At 53.0% G+C, this 16,409-nt stretch carries 16 protein-coding genes; 6 read left to right on the plus strand and 10 right to left on the minus strand.

Annotation, left to right across the window (positions count from 1 at the left end; translation table 11 throughout):
- Nucleotides 1–190: 190 nt before the first annotated feature.
- From J7M22_07915 to ychF, 5 genes are read right to left on the minus strand one after another with little or no spacing between them, the layout of a single operon-like run.
- The gene (locus J7M22_07915) at nucleotides 191–1,381 is read right to left on the minus strand and encodes a 6-phosphofructokinase (protein MCD6506538.1); all 1,191 of its coding nucleotides are present in this window, start codon (nucleotides 1,379–1,381) and stop codon (nucleotides 191–193) included.
- An 18-nt stretch (nucleotides 1,382–1,399) separates the two neighbouring features.
- A complete protein-coding gene (locus J7M22_07920; GenBank protein ID MCD6506539.1) occupies nucleotides 1,400–1,783 on the minus strand; it encodes a hypothetical protein in 384 nt (127 codons plus the stop codon).
- A gap of 44 nt (nucleotides 1,784–1,827) precedes the next feature.
- Nucleotides 1,828–3,249 carry an NADPH-dependent glutamate synthase gene (gene gltA, locus J7M22_07925; protein MCD6506540.1) on the minus strand — a complete coding sequence of 474 codons (1,422 nt, stop codon included), beginning with the start codon at nucleotides 3,247–3,249 and terminating at the stop codon, nucleotides 1,828–1,830.
- Nucleotides 3,246–4,112 (minus strand): sulfide/dihydroorotate dehydrogenase-like FAD/NAD-binding protein, encoded by an 867-nt coding sequence (locus J7M22_07930; protein ID MCD6506541.1) that lies wholly within the window; start codon nucleotides 4,110–4,112, stop codon nucleotides 3,246–3,248. Before J7M22_07930 ends, gltA begins: the two co-directional genes overlap by 4 nt.
- A gap of 17 nt (nucleotides 4,113–4,129) precedes the next feature.
- A complete protein-coding gene (ychF, locus tag J7M22_07935; GenBank protein ID MCD6506542.1) occupies nucleotides 4,130–5,218 on the minus strand; it encodes a redox-regulated ATPase YchF in 1,089 nt (362 codons plus the stop codon).
- Between the two features lie 169 nt (nucleotides 5,219–5,387).
- Between ychF and J7M22_07940 the strand changes: the two genes are divergently transcribed.
- The 4 genes from J7M22_07940 (at nucleotide 5,388) to J7M22_07955 (ending at nucleotide 9,333) form a co-directional block, all read left to right on the plus strand.
- Complete coding sequence (locus tag J7M22_07940) at nucleotides 5,388–6,683, plus strand: phenylacetate--CoA ligase (protein MCD6506543.1); 1,296 nt, start codon at nucleotides 5,388–5,390, stop codon at nucleotides 6,681–6,683.
- A gap of 20 nt (nucleotides 6,684–6,703) precedes the next feature.
- Nucleotides 6,704–7,135 (plus strand): ACT domain-containing protein, encoded by a 432-nt coding sequence (locus J7M22_07945; GenBank protein ID MCD6506544.1) that lies wholly within the window; start codon nucleotides 6,704–6,706, stop codon nucleotides 7,133–7,135.
- A gap of 372 nt (nucleotides 7,136–7,507) precedes the next feature.
- Complete coding sequence (hflX, locus tag J7M22_07950; GenBank protein MCD6506545.1) at nucleotides 7,508–8,785, plus strand: GTPase HflX; 1,278 nt, start codon at nucleotides 7,508–7,510, stop codon at nucleotides 8,783–8,785.
- On the plus strand, nucleotides 8,782–9,333 hold the full coding sequence (locus J7M22_07955; protein MCD6506546.1) for a cyclic nucleotide-binding domain-containing protein: 552 nt from the start codon (nucleotides 8,782–8,784) through the stop codon (nucleotides 9,331–9,333). The genes hflX and J7M22_07955 overlap by 4 nt, the downstream gene beginning before the upstream one ends.
- 910 nt (nucleotides 9,334–10,243) lie before the next feature.
- Here the strand turns inward: J7M22_07955 and J7M22_07960 are convergent.
- The 3 genes from J7M22_07960 to J7M22_07970 are packed head-to-tail and all read right to left on the minus strand — an operon-like array spanning nucleotide 10,244 to nucleotide 12,613.
- A complete protein-coding gene (locus tag J7M22_07960) occupies nucleotides 10,244–11,341 on the minus strand; it encodes a tetratricopeptide repeat protein (GenBank protein MCD6506547.1) in 1,098 nt (365 codons plus the stop codon).
- Nucleotides 11,338–12,012 carry an FHA domain-containing protein gene (locus J7M22_07965; protein ID MCD6506548.1) on the minus strand — a complete coding sequence of 225 codons (675 nt, stop codon included), beginning with the start codon at nucleotides 12,010–12,012 and terminating at the stop codon, nucleotides 11,338–11,340. Before J7M22_07965 ends, J7M22_07960 begins: the two co-directional genes overlap by 4 nt.
- 13 nt (nucleotides 12,013–12,025) lie before the next feature.
- A complete protein-coding gene (locus J7M22_07970; protein MCD6506549.1) occupies nucleotides 12,026–12,613 on the minus strand; it encodes an RNA polymerase sigma factor in 588 nt (195 codons plus the stop codon).
- Between the two features lie 163 nt (nucleotides 12,614–12,776).
- Between J7M22_07970 and J7M22_07975 the strand changes: the two genes are divergently transcribed.
- Together J7M22_07975 and J7M22_07980 are read left to right on the plus strand one after the other, a co-directional pair.
- Nucleotides 12,777–13,574: an inositol monophosphatase gene (locus J7M22_07975; GenBank protein MCD6506550.1), complete on the plus strand. Its 798-nt coding sequence runs from the start codon at nucleotides 12,777–12,779 to the stop codon at nucleotides 13,572–13,574.
- Nucleotides 13,574–14,419: a thermonuclease family protein gene (locus tag J7M22_07980; protein MCD6506551.1), complete on the plus strand. Its 846-nt coding sequence runs from the start codon at nucleotides 13,574–13,576 to the stop codon at nucleotides 14,417–14,419. The genes J7M22_07975 and J7M22_07980 overlap by 1 nt, the downstream gene beginning before the upstream one ends.
- Nucleotides 14,420–14,447: 28 nt before the next feature.
- On the opposite strand, the gene J7M22_07985 is transcribed toward J7M22_07980, so the two are convergent.
- Nucleotides 14,448–15,245, minus strand: coding sequence for a hypothetical protein (locus J7M22_07985; GenBank protein ID MCD6506552.1), 798 nt, complete (start codon nucleotides 15,243–15,245; stop codon nucleotides 14,448–14,450).
- A gap of 59 nt (nucleotides 15,246–15,304) precedes the next feature.
- Complete coding sequence (locus tag J7M22_07990) at nucleotides 15,305–16,096, minus strand: hypothetical protein (protein ID MCD6506553.1); 792 nt, start codon at nucleotides 16,094–16,096, stop codon at nucleotides 15,305–15,307.
- Between the last annotated feature and the right edge of the window lie 313 nt (nucleotides 16,097–16,409).

Raw genomic sequence — 16,409 nt, forward strand, 5'->3', positions numbered from 1 at the left:
GGATATTGACAAAGTGACTCCCTGTCAGCTTCCGCTATTCTCTTCTATTTGAGATATCCTATCCATGGGGTCACCTCTTCTTTTGGATTTGCTCTTACTTTAACAGAGATGACCCCTTTTGTAAAGCTTAAATTGATGCCAATGGGGCACAAGGTTTCGTGCCCCTACGGAACGATAGATGATATTTTGATCAGGCGGTTTGAACCCTGAGCTCGGGATACCTGTAGGAGGTCGGCTTTGGCCCCAGCAAGGGTTTGAAATACTCGATTCCCTCAGGCGTGGCCTTCATCTCTTCGGGATCGTAGAACCTCTCGTCCACCTTCCTCGGGATCACATGACCTTCTTCATCTAATTCCAGCACCTCATCTAAGCTCAGAAGCACGGTTTCGATTCTATCCCCGCATCTCCGCGTGCATGCCACATGGTTGACCTTGCCTCTGTAGAGCGCCTCGACCGCCTTCCTACCTAGTGCGATGGCGCAGTCCCTGTCGAGCTCGATCGGTGGGCCGCATCTCTGAAGATAAGAGGGGATGACGTGATTGAAGTTCGAAGTTCCAAGCTGTTTCGCCAGATCCCCCTTCAACCTCTTGGCTATCACCTCGGAACATCCTCCGGGTTTGGCGTGTCCGAAGGCGTCCATATAGTCCGGGCTTGAGGTTATCAACCTTCCCTCCTCATCCTTCAATCCCTCGGCGACGACTATGATCAGATGTCTCTGCTCCTTAAACCTACGAACCACTATATCCTTGAGCCTCTCATAGTTCAACCCATGTTCCGGTATGATCGTGATATCGGCGTCGCCGTATTCCCCTGAAAGGGCCAGCCATCCCATGTCCCTGCCCATCGCCTCGACGACCATTATTCTCTCATGGGAGTAGGCGGTCGTATGTAGATCGCGAACGAAGGATGAAAACCTGGCCGCCGCTGAGGGGAAACCGGGGCAGAAGTAGTTGATTATTTCTTCATAATCCACCCTCTCGCCCTCTGGGGCATTACGGCCTACATCGTTGTCTATCGTTTTGGTCACAAACGCGGTGGTGAACTCCTGGGAGAGGGCAGCGCCGACGGTAAGCGTGTCGTCGCCGCCTATGGGGATCAACCCGTCAACGCCGATCTTCCTCAGGTTTTCGACCGCCTGTTCGATTCCTCCCTCCACCTTTCGCAGATCCGTCCTGGAGGTCTTGATCAGCGTTCCCCCTCTGTTCTCGTCTATCATATCCGGTTTAAGCACCACATATCTTCCCTCAAGCACCCCTTTCCATCCTTCGACGAAACCGAGGAGCTCCAGCCCATATTCCTCGGTCTGGACGGCGATTCCCTTCAGGGTGGCGTTAAGGGCGCTTGTGTCTCCTCCTCCTGTCAGAACGCCTATCCTTTTCAACTAGACACCTCCCATTTTCTATTCTATCTCGGCCATGGGGATATCAGGTGATCGAGGGTTCGGATAAACCTTCAGTTCCCTCGGCTCCAGGATAAGGTCTAGCTCCTCCATCACAGTAGCTCCGAGAAGCCCATACTCCTTTCCCGGCTCCACGATGGCGTCAAATACGCCTTTTCGATCGCAAATCTTCACCTCGACGCCGTAAACCACATCTCTGGTCTCCGTTCTTTCATCGGCATACTTGACCTGTTGTTTTCTGATAATGGGGAATTTCAGCTTCTCCTGAAGCCATCCAGGGATGACCAACATAGTTGCGCTGCTGTCCACCTTAACCCTCAGTTCCACCTCCTCGGAGCCCGCCACTATGTTCCTGACCTTCACGATCGCAAAGGTCGTCCCCATGAAAACCTCCTACAGAATAATTCATCCTCTTAGGATGATCCCCCTTATTTCTCCTGTTGAGCTTTCTTTCTCATCAGATACTCGTGTATGGCGGCCGCGGCCCGTCTTCCGGCGCCCATGGCGAGGATCACGGTGGCCGCTCCGGTGACTATATCCCCACCGGCATAGACCCCCTCCTTGGAGGTGGCTCCCGTTTCAGGATCGACGACGATATAGCCCCGTTCGTTGAACTCCAGGTCGGGCGTGGTCATCCGGATAAGCGGCTGAGCCGAGGTGCCTATGGCGATCACAGCCATATCGACGTCCATGACAAATTCAGAACCCTCGATCGGGATAGGACGTCGCCTCCCGCTTTCATCCGGCTCGCCCAACTTCATCCTGATGCATTCCATCCCTTTAAGCCATCCGTTTTCATCGCCTATAAAGCGGACCGGATTGGCGAGGAACTTGAATTTCACGCCCTCCTCCTCGCCATGCCGTATCTCCTCCTCACGTGCGGGCATCTCGGCTCTGGATCGGCGGTAGACGATGGAGACCTCCTCTGCGCCGAGCCTTAGGGCGGTTCTGGCTGCGTCCATCGCGACGTTTCCTCCTCCGATCACCGCCACCTTATTTCCCACATATATCGGCGTGTCATATTCGGGGAACCTATACGCCCGCATCAGATTCACCCTCGTGAGGAACTCGTTGGCGGTTAAAACCCCGTTGAGGTTTTCGCCGGGTATTCCCAGAAAATTCGGCGTTCCGGCTCCCACCCCCAAAAATACGGCGTCGTATCCCATCTCGAACAGCTCATCTATCGTATAAAGCTTCCCTATGGGGGCGTCGGTGATTATCTCGACGCCGAGGGCCCGGACATAATCTATTTCAACTTTGAGGATGGATTTAGGAAGTCGGAATTCGGGGATACCATAGATCAGCACTCCGCCCGGCTCATGCAACGCCTCAAATATAGTGACCTTATGCCCCCTTTTGGCCAATTCCCCCGCTGCGGTTATCCCCGCGGGGCCAGAGCCAACCACAGCCACCTTCATCCCTGTGGGCGGAGGAAGATCGGGGATCTCTACGGCGTTGTGCTCTCTCTCATAATCGGCGACAAACCGCTCCAGATTCCCGATCGCCACCGATCTGCCCCTCTTAGCTAACACGCAGGTCTTTTCGCACTGATCTTCCTGGGGACAGACCCTGCCGCATACGGCGGGCAGAGAGTTGGTCTCCTTGATCTTCCTGGCCGCCTCGATGAACTTGCCCTCTCTGATGAGCTTGATGAAAGCCGGTATGTCCACCTCGACGGGACATCCCTTGACGCACATGGGAACCTTGCACTGGAGACATCTTTCGGCCTCAAGCATGGCCGTTTTCTCGTCGTATCCCAGGGGGACCTCGTTGAAGTTTTTAATCCTCTCTTTGGGAGGTTGTTCCTTCATCGGCTGGCGAGGTATATTAAGCCTCTCTCTGGTGGTCATCGCACACCCTCCTCATATCTGCTTTGCTTGCTTTTGAGATATTCCTCATAAGCTCTTCTCTCCTGCTCGACAAACATCCTCTGCCGTTTCATAAGCTCATCGAAATCGACGAGGTGACCGTCAAATTCCGGGCCGTCAACGCAGGCGAATTTGATCTCATCTCCCACTCTCACCCTGCACATCCCGCACATTCCCGTTCCATCGACCATGATCGGGTTGAGGCTGACGATGGTCTTTATGTCGTAGGGCCTAGTGAGATCTGAGACGGCCTTCATCATAATGGCCGGTCCGACGGCGAGGACCATATCCACGTGGACTTTCTCCTCATCTATCATCTTCTTCAGCCTATCGGTGACGAAGCCGTGGAAGCCGTAGCTGCCGTCGTCGGTGGTCAGCTCCAGTCTGTCGCTGATGGCTTCCATCTCCTTCGTCATGATGAGCAGATCCTTGGTTCTTGCGCCGACGATGCTGATGAGGTGGTTTCCCGCTTCCTTAAGGGCCTTTGCTATCGGATATGCTGCAGCCGTTCCCACACCGCCGGCAACACAGACCGCCGTGCCGTAGTTCTCTATGTGTGTGGGTGAGCCGAGCGGGCCGACGAAATCGGCCAATCTCTCGCCCACCTCCATATCTGAAAGCATCGCCGTGGTCTTGCCCATCACCTGGAAGACCAAGAGCACGCTTCCCTGCTCCGGATCGGAGTCGACGATGGTCAGCGGTATTCTCTCGCCTCTCTCATATACCCTAAGTATGACGAACTGTCCCGCCTTTCGCTTTTGAGCTATGGCGGGAGCGTAAATATCCATCCGGTAGATTTTCGGAGCGATTTCCTCTTTGGTCAATATCTCGAAAAGCTCTGGCATCTGCCTCCTCCTGTATCCTAGACGTTAAACCTTATATGTAGGACATCCCCGTCCTGGACGATGTACTCCTTACCTTCGATCCTGAGTTTGCCCTCCTCCCGCGCTTTGGTGAACGAACCGCACTCTAGCAGTTCCCTCCAGTTTATCACCTCCGCCCTGATAAATCCCCTCTCCATGTCGGAGTGGATCATTCCGGCGGCACGATGAGCTGTAGTGCCCTTTGGGGCGGTCCAAGCCCGTGTCTCCTTATCACCTCCGGTGAAAAAGGTTACCAGATCCATCAGTTCATATGAGGCTCTGACCATCCTCTGAAGAGCTGATCCTTCGAGGCCCATTTCCTTGAGGAACTCCTCGGCGTCCTCTCCTAATTGTGAGATCTCCATCTCCAGCTCAGCACACAGGGCGATGGCGGCTCTGCCCGGCCGCTCGGAAAACCGGCGTATCGAGTCGAGCAGTTCCTCCGCTTCCTCCATCTGATCCTCGCCGACGTTCAGCAGGATAAGCATCGGTTTTCTCGTCAGGAATTGAAAGCCTCTGATTGCTCTCTCCTCCTCCGACGATAGCTCCAGTTCTCTCAACGCCCTGCCCAACTCAAGCGATCGTTGACATCTCTCCAGCAGATCTCGCTCATACTCAAGCTCAGGATCCTTTTTCACCCGAAGTTCCCTGGCAAGTGATGAGAGCCTATTCTCTATCACTTGCAGGTCAGCAAAGGTAAGCTCCAGATCTACGATCTCGATATCCCTCCTTGGATCGATCGATCCCTCGACGTGCGGCACGGATTCATCCTCAAACGTCCTGACCACGTGGACGATCCCGTCGACGTTCCTCAGAGAAGCCAGCAAAGATCTATCAAGTTCGCCGCTTCTGACCGATCCCTCTCTTATCCCGACGAAATCCAGGTATTCTATTGTGACGGGTGTGATCTTCCTGGAACGGAAGACCTTCTCGCCGAGGAGATAGAGCCTTTCATCAGGGACTTTAACGGCAGCAATGTTCGCCGTTCTCTTGGCGGAGTAAAGCCCCGTCTCGGCCTCAGCCCCCGTTAGGGCGTTAAACAGGGTGGTCTTGCCGACATACGGCAATCCGATAATTCCGATCTGCATCTTTCTCCTCATGGGGGAGTTCGCAAAAAGGATATCACCTGATCGGAGATGTGTCAAGACTATCATGCATCCCAGAGAGGGCCGTTTTCTCTTGACGTCAGGTGAGAGCTGTTGTATCCTAATACATGCAGGTTCGCCTATCACTTGGGAAGGAGGTAATGACGATAAGATGTGGAACCCCGAAGCTGAGTCTATGCCTAGGAGCAAACGGGAGGAGATCCAATTCGAAAGGCTAAAACGGACCGTCAGGAGATGTTACGAGAAGATCCCCTTTTACAGAAAAAAGTTCGACGAAATTGGGCTGAAACCGGAGGATATCAAATCGCTCGATGATCTCGAAAAGCTCCCTTTCACCACCAAGGATGACCTTCGGGAGAACTATCCGTTCGGCCTCTTTGCGGTGCCGATGGATCAGGTGGTTAGAATCCATGCATCTTCCGGCACCACCGGCAAGCCCACAGTCGTGGGATACACCCGCAACGATATCGAAGTTTGGGCGGAGGTGATGGCCAGAACGCTGGGATGTGGAGAGGTGACGGAGAGGGATATCATCCAGAACGCATATGGATATGGGCTTTTCACAGGGGGGCTTGGAATTCATTATGGAGCTGAGAAGCTCGGCGCAACCGTCATACCGATCTCAGGGGGGAATACCAAGAGACAGATAATGATAATGCGGGACTTCGGCTCGACGGTGCTGACGTGTACGCCCTCTTATGCCCTGTATATCGCCGAGGTGGCTGAGGAGATGGGGATAGATCTGAAGGAGCTGAATCTGAGGGTCGGTTTCTTCGGAGCGGAACCTTGGTCTGAGAACATGAGGAAGCAGATCGAGAAGAGACTCGGCCTTCATGCCCTCGACATCTACGGTTTAAGCGAGGTGATCGGCCCCGGAGTGGCAAATGAATGCATGTACAAAAACGGTCTACATATATTCGATGACCATTTCATACCCGAGATCATAAACCCCGAAACCGGTGAGAGGTTGCCCTACGGCGAGGAGGGGGAACTCGTCCTTACGTGCATCACCAAGAAGGCGATGCCGCTTATAAGATACAGAACCAGAGATATAACGAAGCTGATACCCGAGCCTTGTCCCTGCGGCAGAACTCATATCCGAATGGCGCGCGTGACGGGAAGATCGGATGATATGCTCATCATCCGCGGAGTCAACGTCTTCCCATCTCAGATCGAGTCCGTCCTGATGGAAATCGAAGAGACCGAGCCACACTATCAGATCATAGTCGACAGAGTCAATCAACTCGATGTGTTGGAGGTCCAAGTTGAGGTGAACGAAAGACTCTTCTCGGATGAGGTGAGAAAACTCGAGCTGGTGAAAAAGAAAATACAGAACGAGCTGGAGAGCACGCTGGGACTAAGCATCCAGGTGACCCTCGTCGAACCCAAAACGATCCAGCGTAGTGAGGGGAAGGCCGTAAGGGTGATCGATAGGAGAAAGATCTGAACCTTTTGAGGAGGTGAGGAATGAAGCTTAAGCAGATATCCGTCTTTCTGGAAAACAAGGTCGGAAGACTGGCGGAGGTGACTAAACTTTTAGGCGATGCGGGGATAAACCTGAGGGCGCTATCGTTGGCGGATACGATCGACTTCGGCGTGCTGCGGCTCATCGTGGATAACCCCGAAAAAGCTCTCGATGTCTTGAAGGAAAATGGTTTCACCGCTTCCCAGACCGATGTTCTGGGTGTTGAGGTGCCGGATAGACCTGGGGGATTGGCGGGAATACTTCAGTTACTCGCTCCAGAGGGGATAAACGTCGAATACATGTACGCGTTCGTCGAGAAATCCGGGGATAACGCCCTTGTGGTCTTTAGGGTGGAGGAGGTGGATAAAACGATAGATCTGCTTCAGAAGGCGGGCGTTAAGCTGGTGAGCACGGAGGATCTCTATGAGCTTTAGAGGGTGACCTCTCGTGAGGAGGAGGGAGGACAGTTTGGATTCGCTCATATTATCGTTAAGTGTAGCAGAGATCCGAGAGGTCAGAAGTGCCTATCTCTTAGGGCAAAAAGGAACGAGGAACCAGGAGCGAGGAACGAGGATTTTTATCTCCTCGTTCCTCCTCATGGATAACCGCTACACTTAGGGGGAAATAAGAGCGTTTGGATTATATCCTCGGGAATTTCCACGGGTTCTTTGAGCAGCGGGTTAAAAGGCGGTTCTACCGGGAGGAAAAAGAGGAAGCAAAGGTTCAACCCGAGGGGGAACCCCAGCTTGAGACTGAGCGTGAAACAGAACCGCGGGAGATGGAACAAGAGGAGGCAACGACCGAAAATGGCGGATAGAGAGGCTGAGAGGGGTATACTTGTCGGTGTCAGATTGGAGGACAGGACATATGAGGAGGTGGAGGAGTTTCTGGAGGAGTTGGAGCGACTGGCTGACACGGCAGGAGTTGTGATCGTCGGACAGGTTATACAATCGCGTTCCAGACCCGATCCCACCTATTTCATAGGTAGGGGCAAGGTGGAGGAGATAGCTCAGATGGTGGAGGGGCTTGAGGCCGATGTGGTGATATTTGACGATGACCTCTCCCCCGCCCAGACCAGGAATCTGGAGAAGGCGCTCCAGGTAAAGGTGATAGACAGGACAACGCTCATACTGGATATCTTCGCCCAACGCGCTCGAACTAAGGAAGCCAAGCTGGAGGTTGAACTGGCACAGCTCCAATATATGATGCCCAGGCTGGTAAGACAGTGGTCACATCTCTCCAGAATCGTCGGAGCAGGTCCGAGCGGAGGAGTGGGCGGAGTGGGAGCCAGAGGGCCCGGCGAGACTCAGCTCCAGCTTGACAGACGTCTCATCCGCCTCAGGATATCTCAGCTAAAAAGGGAGCTTAAGGAGGTCGAGAAGCGACGCCATATCCAACGAGGAGGGAGGGAGGATATCTTCTCCGCTGCGCTGGTGGGTTATACCAACGCAGGAAAATCCACCCTCTTGAACGCGCTCGCAGATGAACATCTGTTCACCGAGGATAAACTCTTCGCCACCCTCGATCCCACCACGAGACTCGTTCGCCTGCCGGGTAAGAGAAAGATGTTAATCACCGACACCGTCGGATTCATAAGGAAATTACCTCATCTGTTGATCGCCTCTTTTAAGGCAACTCTTGAGGAAGTTATGGAAGCCGATCTGTTGATACACGTGGTGGATGCCAGCCATCCACAGGCCAGGAAACAGATAGACGCCGTTATGGAGGTATTGGGGGAGCTCGGAGCCGGGGATAAACCGACGCTGATGGTTTTTAATAAGATCGACAGGATCAAGGATGAGTCACAGCTCGATCTGCTCAGAATCGAGTTTCCCGAAAGCGTAGAGATATCAGCGCTGAAGGGGATAGGGCTGGAGGAGCTTAAAAATCGCCTCGCCGATGAGATGGCTCGAAGCGAGATCACGCTGAACCTCAAGCTTTCATACGCTGACGGCAAGATCATAAATTACGTCCATGAACATGGAACGGTCTTGAAAAGCGAATATTCGGAGAATCACGTTCTTCTCAAAGCGAGGATGACCAGGAGCGAGGCTATGAAATTGAGGAGATTTGCCGGAAGATGAGAGGCCTGCATTTCAGTGGTGTATGGTCGAATCTCACCAAACGTGGAAGTGAGAGGGAGAAGGATATCATCGAGGTGCTTAGAAGCACGCCTATATTCGCTGAGCTCAGCGATAGGGATTTGAAAAAGATCGCACAAATAGCATATCAGAGGATCTACGACGAGAACGAGACCATATTCCGGGAAGGTCAATCCTCCGCCGGTATGTATATAATCAAGAGCGGAGAAGTAAGGATCGTCAGACGATCTGCTCAGGGGGAGGAGATAACTCTGGCCGTGTTTGGCGAGGGTGATTTCTTCGGGGAGGTTGGGCTGCTGTATAAGCTCCCCAGAACGGCCTCCGCTATAGCATCGACCAGATGTCAGCTTGTAGGATTTTTCAGGCCCGAACTTTTCGACCTGATGGATAGGGACCCGAGATTGGCCGCGAAGGTGCTCTATCAGCTCGGAAGGATCATAGCTCAACGTCTGATCATGACCAATGAACAATATGAGAGATTAGTTGAAAGGTTAAGGGATGAGAGAGGAGAGGTGGAGCTCAAGATCTGAAGGGCTGCTTCAGTTTATAGCCGTCGCCACGGGTATCATAGCCTTGGCTCTCATCATCGGGGTCCTCTATATACTTAGGAGGATACTGGCGCTGTTTACGGTCTCCTTCTTCCTAGCCTATACAGTCAGCCCGATGGTCAACCTTTTGGAAAGGCATAACGTCAACAGGGGCGTGGCTATATTCATCATCTCCATCCTGATACTCGGCATGATAGGCTCAGCCACCTTCGTGGTGGTCAACAGGGCCACCGCGCAGGTGCGAAACCTTACCGCCAGCATTCCTGATATCACCAAGAAGCTTGACGCCAAGCTTTCCGGGCTCTCCGATCGCCTGATGGAGCGATTTCCCCAGCTGACAGATCGAATCGATTTCAATACCGTCTCGGAATTCATATCGAAGCTGAAACTGACTGAGAGGATAACCCCCATCCTTCAAGCGGCGGTCTCCTCTATGGGCAGTTTTATCTCCATACTTTCCATGGCTGTCATCGTGCCCTTTCTTTCTCTCTTCATGCTCATAAGCGGCAGAGGATTCAAGAAGAGGCTGATCGATATGGTTCCAAACAGATACTTCGAGACGACCTTGGTTCTGATACATGAGATAGATAGGCAGTTGGGAAGCTATCTAAGGGGAAGGGCGATTGAGACGGTAGTGTTATCAGCGATCGCCGTGCTTGGTCTTGCTCTGTTGAGGGTCAGGTTTTACGGATTACTGGGGGTGATAACGGGCGTGATGAACCTGATCCCCTATGTCGGGCCGGTTCTGGGGGCCATTCCAGCCTGTATCATGATCCTGGTCGATCCGAACTTCAAGCCGATCATTTTGATCCTGGCCATCATCCTCTTCTTCGTCCTCCAGTTTATAGACAACATGATCTTATTTCCGTTGATCGTCGGTAAGAGCATGGACTTAGGCCCGATAACAACCGTCTTTGTGCTTCTCGTCAGCGCGAAGATCTTCGGATTTCTGGGGCTTATAATCGCCATACCGGCAGCGGCCACCCTGAAGGTCACCCTCGAGGTCCTTCGGGCGGAGTTGAGAGGAGGATAGGATGGATCTCATCCACTCCCCTTCAAACTCGTCCAGGCTCATCCCTAGGTGATCCCTTATGGAGCGATCCGCTCCTTTGACGGCGGCGGTTTTCACCAGCTCCAGAAATGGCTTCCAATCCAGAAGCGCTATCAGATATTCGACGGCCGAGCGGGCCTCGGCATATGCCAGACGAACCCTTTCAGCCGACAAGTTTCTTAAATCCTCAAGCCTCCTTAACGGAATCAGCCTACCTCTTACGGCGGCCTCCCGGAGCCTTTCTCGATCGAGATCGGCGAAAACTCCCGAGAGAAACTCCGCTATGCCCTCCTCCATCCATCCGGGGGGAATCCCGTCGCAGATGGATCTAAGGGCGAGATGTGCGTATTCATGTCTGATGACGGCGACCGTAACGCCCGGATCGAACTCCCCATGCACGACCAATCCTATATATCCCTCAAGCATCCCTGCCGACCATTCCGGCATCTGCGGCGGTTTCTCCCCTACGATCCTAACCTCAGCTCGTGGCAGCTCGATGCCGAACCTCTCGCTGAATTCTCGCCTGAGCCTCTCCAAGAATCGATCTAGCTCGTCCACATGTCCTTCTAAAACCTCAAAGGCTTTTTTCTCCTTGAGAATCCGCTCTTTTCTCCTCAACGCCACCTCTGAGGAGGGATCGATCGAAAGCGCTTCATTCAGATATCTCAGCGCTTCGTCCCACTCTCCGATCATCTCGCAGGCTTTAGCTGCATCAAGTAGAGCGGGCAGGTTCTTCGGGGAAAGTTCCAATCCTCTTCTATAAAACTTTACGGCATCGGGATATCTCCTCATTATGAAAAGGATCGCCCCGGCGTTGAGATAGGCCCCGGCGCAGTTCGGATCGAGTTCGATCACTCTCATATAAAGCCTTAAAGCGCCCGCTAGATCGTCCCGGCTTTTAAGCCTGAACGCCTCCATGAATATCTCATGGGGGTTCATATCTCGATCACCTCGATTCTAATGCCGCCCATCCTTATCACGTCACCTTCGGATATCGAAGCCTTCTCCACCCTCCTGCCGTTAAGAAAAGTCCCGTTTGTGCTATTAAGATCGAGTATCATGAGCTTTCCGTCCTCGAATCGAAGTGCGGCATGCTTTCTGGAGAGCCTTCTGGATGGGTCCGATATTCTGATATCCACCTCACGCCCCCTGCCGATGATGATCTCCGTTTCACCTGAGAGCGGTATTTCCACGGATCGTATCTCCTTTGTCCCCTCATGATAGATGATCTTGAGCTTAACCGCCACCGCTTGTCTCTCCTCACCGTCGTAATCGTAATCCCGCTGGACCAACTCGCTATCGCTTCCATGCGGCTCTCTGCTGTATGCCGGGGTTAGAGCTAAATCCATGGGCATCTCGCGATCGCTTTCCTCCGCTCCGATCGATCCGAGGATCGCCCTCTCAATCCTGTCAAGGGCTCCGGGTCTAGGAGCCGTGAACTCGGATTCCCTGAAGTTCTCCCTGACGAATCTCAGCAGTCTCAACATCCCCTCTATCTCCTCGTCAGGGGGGGATGATAGGAGCTTCTTGTATCGTCTGGGGACTTTCTCCCCTCTCATCGAAGCCGCGTACGCTTCGAGCAGCTCAGCTCTATCAAGCTCATCACTCATGCCAAACCTCCGTTTAAAGCTCAACCCCTTTAGCCCTGAGGAGGCGCCTCAGTTCGGCTGAGCATCGGAAGATCCAGACCTTAATCGTGTTTTCCTTTCGGTTCATTATCTTTGCGATCTCAGATATCCCCAACCCCTCTATATGCCTCAGAACCCAGGCGATTCGGTGTTCGTCTCGTCTGACTTCTAGCAGCGCCTCTTCGATCAGCTCATATGCTTCCCTGTTTTCGACCTCTTTATCCGGGGATGGTCTGGGATCGGGCATCAGGTCAAGCAGGGTTACCCTTTTTTCCTCGTCCACCCATCTCATCGGTTTTTCCTTATCCCGTCGTCTTTTACGCAACGCATCTATGATGGTATTTTTGGCGATCTCGTTCAACCAGGTTTGAAACGAACCCTGTTTCGGGTCCCATAGATTTATCTTCGTCCAGACCTTCATGAAGACGTCCTGACAGACCTCCTCGGCATCCTCATGGTTTTTCAGCATCCTGTAAGCCTTGTTATAAACCCATCCGGCATGCTTTCTGAAAAGCAGCTTAAAAGCGGCCTGATCTCCTAGTTTAACCCTTTCAGCCCAGGCCGAGTCGGTAATCTGATCCAAACTACAACCTCCCCAGGATCGGAGATATGATACGAATAACGGAAACTTGGGTTTCACACTATTATAGCACAAGGGGCCTCTGAGATGTAAATTGACACTCCATTTCACCTCCGGTATAATCTCCATGGGTTCGCATAGAATCGGAGCAAAAGGAGGTGAGCGATTGGATTTACAGGATGCCCTTGATAAGGCTATCTCCCTCGCCCGCGATTCCGGCGAGCTTCTGATGAGATATTTCGGGAACGTGAATTGCATACAGTTCAAGGGTATCGGTGATATCGTGACGGAGGCCGACAAACGGTCCGAGGAGCTGATAGCCTCGGGGATAAAATCCGCTTTCCCCGATCATGTGATCCTGGGTGAGGAGTTCGGCCTCTCCCGAAATGGACGAGGCGGGGATGTGGAATATCTATGGGCGGTCGATCCATTGGATGGGACGAGCAACTACGCCTCGGGAATGCCTATATTCTCCGTCTCGATCTCCCTGCTACATAGAGGCTCGCCTGTACTGGGCGTCGTTTACGATCCGAACCGCGAATGGATGATATATGCCATTGAGGGTCAGGGGGCGTTCCTCAACGGCGATCGGATAGGCGTCAATTCCCGAAGGTCGCTTTCCTCAGTCTCACTCTTCGGCGTCTCAGCCGACGTCATAGCGTCCCTCCCGTCGTTCATGGCCTATTTGGGCAAATGCAGAAGCTTAGGCAGCGCGGCGCTGCATATATGTCACGTGGCGATGGGGATATGGGATGGATGTCTGGACGTTAAGACACATCTCTGGGACGTTGCAGCGGCGGCGTTGATACTACAAGAGGCAGGAGGCAGGTTTACAGATCATAACGGCCGAGCTTACTTTCCCATTCCCGACCGATCACCCCTCCTGTGCGGTGCCGAGATGCCTTTCCTGGCCTCAAACGGGTTGATCCATGATGAAGTGTTAAAACTTATGGGGGTAAGGTGATGCGCAGGAAATGGCTGATACCCTCCGTGTTTCTCATCCTCCTGGCGGCGATCGGCGGACTTCTGCTCTCATCAAGGGGTGATGAGGAGCTCCTGAAATGTCATGTCGTGCGGGTGATCGACGGCGATACCATAGTCGTCACGGTGGAAGGCGAAAGGGGAGAAAGAATGGTGAGATACCTCGGAATAGATGCCCCCGAAAGGGGTAAAGACGGGGAACCGGGCGAGCCTTTCGCAGAGGAGGCCTTTGAGTATAACAAGGCGCTCGTCGAGGGGAAAACGGTATGGCTGGAATTCGATAAGCAGCGGAAGGATAAATACGACCGCCTGCTCGCCTATGTCTACCTCGATCCGCTCAAACTCTCTATGGTCAACGCAATATTCCTGTCACAGGGATACGCCACCTTCATGATCATACCCCCAAACGTCAAGTATGCCGATCAGTTTGAGATGCTGCAAAGGGAAGCCAAAGAGGAGGAGCTGGGGCTCTGGTGGAGGATACCCGATATAACGGTTGAGGAGCTGGAGAACAATCTCAAGAAGTATCTCTACAAGATCTGTGCTGTTCGGTTTAAGGTGGAGAGGACCTTCAAGTCCAGGAAATCAGGAACGAGCTTCCTCGACTCAAAGGCGAAGGAATACCACAAGCATTTCACGGTTGTCATCTTCTCAGACACCGTGAAGAAGTTCCAGAAGATGGGGATAGAGCCTGAAGAATACTACCTCAATAAGAGGATCAGGGTCACGGGAAGAGTGGAATTTTATAAAAAGGGGAGGTATAGGTATCCTGAGATCATCGTCCGAGATCCATCGCAGATAGAGGCGATAAAAGGAGAGGATCGGTAGGGCGGGTTAAATCCCGCCCCCTGATCCGTCAGCGGATCTCTTTGATCTTGCCCCATGACGTGGCCAGTTTGTCGGCGGGATTCACGGCCATGGGTTTATCATCCAACACGAGCGTCTTCATCTCCTCAGGGTTTTTGCCGAAAACGATCGTGTGGTTGCCCCAGCCAACCCAGCCACATTGTCCCACCTCGCCCTTATCGCTATCGTTGGCGATGATGGCGAAGGCGATCTTCATGCCGGGTTCAAACTTGGGCGGGCTGGCTTTAAACTTAACGATGTCGGATGGCATCTGCCACTCATAAAGCGTCTGCTTCGCCGCCTCATCCCGTTTCATCTCGATTATCGCGTCCCCCATAAACGGGCCCGTCTCCTTCTGCCACCCATCATCTACGGCGAAGTTATAAAGATATGTAGTTTGATTAGGCCAACCTGGATCGATCTTGCCCGCCGATGTGTCGATGGCGATCTGTATCCCGTCATCCTCCCACGGGTTTCCGCTTCCTTTAGGGAGATACTGGTCGTCGGTTACCTCGAGGGCGAAATAGAGGTTATCCTCGTCATAGAGAACCCGAAGCTTAGCCAGCAGGTCGTCATCTCCCGTGCGCTTGCCGCCCTGCCATGGTTCCCACGTGTCTTTCCCCATGACGAGGACCCTGGGATGCAGCTTCCAGTCGTCGAAGTTGGCATCGATCTTGATCTCCGCGCTTCCCCTCATAGGCACGAGGTATGTATCCACCTCGGCGGCGTTTAGCTCCTCCACGGCGCCAGCAAGAATGGGAAGGGACAACATAAAGCAGACTGCTATCCATGCTATAAACACCCTCATCGCTTATCCCCCTTAGAATGTCAGCGGGGCGGGCTGATGCCCACCCCATGAATCGTTTATCAACGGATCTTCTTGATCTTGCCCCACGACGTAGCAAGTTTATCGGCAGGATTCACGGCCATGGGCTCACCGCCCAGCACGAGCGTCTTCATCTCCTCAGGGTTTTTGCCGAAAACGATCGTGTGGTTACCCCAACCAACCCAACCGGTTTGCCCTATGGCGTCCTCATCGCTGTCGTTGACGATGATGGCGAATGCGATCTCCATGCCGGGCTTGAATTTAACCCCTCCCTCCGTGGATTTGACGATATCAGAGGGCATCTGCCACTCATAAATCGTCTGTTTTGTCGCCTCATCCCGTTTCATCTCGATTATCGCATCGCCCATGAACGGCCCTGCTTCCTTCTGCCATCCGTCATCAACGGCGAAGTTATACAGATAGGTGGTTTTGTTGGGCCAACCCGGATCGATCTTGCCCGCCGATGTGTCGATGGCGATCTGCACTCCCTCATCCTCCCAGGGATGTCCACTTCCCTTGGGAGCATACTGGTTGTCGGCCACCTGAAGGGCGAAATAGAGATTGTTTTCGTCGTAAAGGACCCGTAGTCTTGCCGTCAGATCATCTGGCCCATCCCAATTGCCGCCTAAGGGTTCCCAGGTATCCTCTCCCATGACGAGAACTCTGGGATGGTTATCCCACTCGCTGAGGTTGGCGTCGATATTGATCTCAACGTCTCCCCTCATAGGCACGAGGTATGTATCTACCTGTGCCGCATTAATCTCCTCCGCGCCCGCAAGGGCGAAAAAGGACAACATGAAACAGGTCGCTATGCATGCCGTGAATATCCTCATCATCAACCTCCTTTATTTTCTAAGAAGGATCACCACATAGTATACTCCATTCCCCCAGACATGTCAAGAGCGCGCTATCGTTCGCAGGGCTTTTCAACGCTTTGATAAGGGTAAAATCTCCCCTCCCGGCACCAAAGGCCGAAAAAGAATCAAATCTTTTCATCTTCTCATCCCTATCTTTCTTCCTGGTATTGTCAAACACAAAAGGCTGAAAGTATTATAATACCTGAAGGGGCAGGGGGAAATATTCCCCCCTCCACTTTCCTAACTCCAAACGAAAGGGGGTGAAAAAGATGGTGATTCTGACGCTCAA

This window comes from Candidatus Poribacteria bacterium, assembly GCA_021162805.1.
In the GTDB taxonomy this organism is placed as follows: Bacteria; Poribacteria; WGA-4E; order B28-G17; family B28-G17; genus JAGGXZ01.

Coding starts and splice junctions, on each gene's coding strand:
- J7M22_07920 (MCD6506539.1), bottom strand. CDS start 1,783: ATGGGGACGACCTTTGCGATCGTGAAGGTCAGGAACATAGTGGCGGGC.
- gltA (MCD6506540.1), bottom strand. CDS start 3,249: ATGACCACCAGAGAGAGGCTTAATATACCTCGCCAGCCGATGAAGGAA.
- J7M22_07930 (MCD6506541.1), bottom strand. CDS start 4,112: ATGCCAGAGCTTTTCGAGATATTGACCAAAGAGGAAATCGCTCCGAAA.
- ychF (MCD6506542.1), bottom strand. CDS start 5,218: ATGCAGATCGGAATTATCGGATTGCCGTATGTCGGCAAGACCACCCTG.
- J7M22_07940 (MCD6506543.1), top strand. CDS start 5,388: ATGTGGAACCCCGAAGCTGAGTCTATGCCTAGGAGCAAACGGGAGGAG.
- J7M22_07945 (MCD6506544.1), top strand. CDS start 6,704: ATGAAGCTTAAGCAGATATCCGTCTTTCTGGAAAACAAGGTCGGAAGA.
- hflX (MCD6506545.1), top strand. CDS start 7,508: ATGGCGGATAGAGAGGCTGAGAGGGGTATACTTGTCGGTGTCAGATTG.
- J7M22_07955 (MCD6506546.1), top strand. CDS start 8,782: ATGAGAGGCCTGCATTTCAGTGGTGTATGGTCGAATCTCACCAAACGT.
- J7M22_07960 (MCD6506547.1), bottom strand. CDS start 11,341: ATGAACCCCCATGAGATATTCATGGAGGCGTTCAGGCTTAAAAGCCGG.
- J7M22_07965 (MCD6506548.1), bottom strand. CDS start 12,012: ATGAGTGATGAGCTTGATAGAGCTGAGCTGCTCGAAGCGTACGCGGCT.
- J7M22_07980 (MCD6506551.1), top strand. CDS start 13,574: ATGCGCAGGAAATGGCTGATACCCTCCGTGTTTCTCATCCTCCTGGCG.
- J7M22_07985 (MCD6506552.1), bottom strand. CDS start 15,245: ATGAGGGTGTTTATAGCATGGATAGCAGTCTGCTTTATGTTGTCCCTT.
- J7M22_07990 (MCD6506553.1), bottom strand. CDS start 16,096: ATGAGGATATTCACGGCATGCATAGCGACCTGTTTCATGTTGTCCTTT.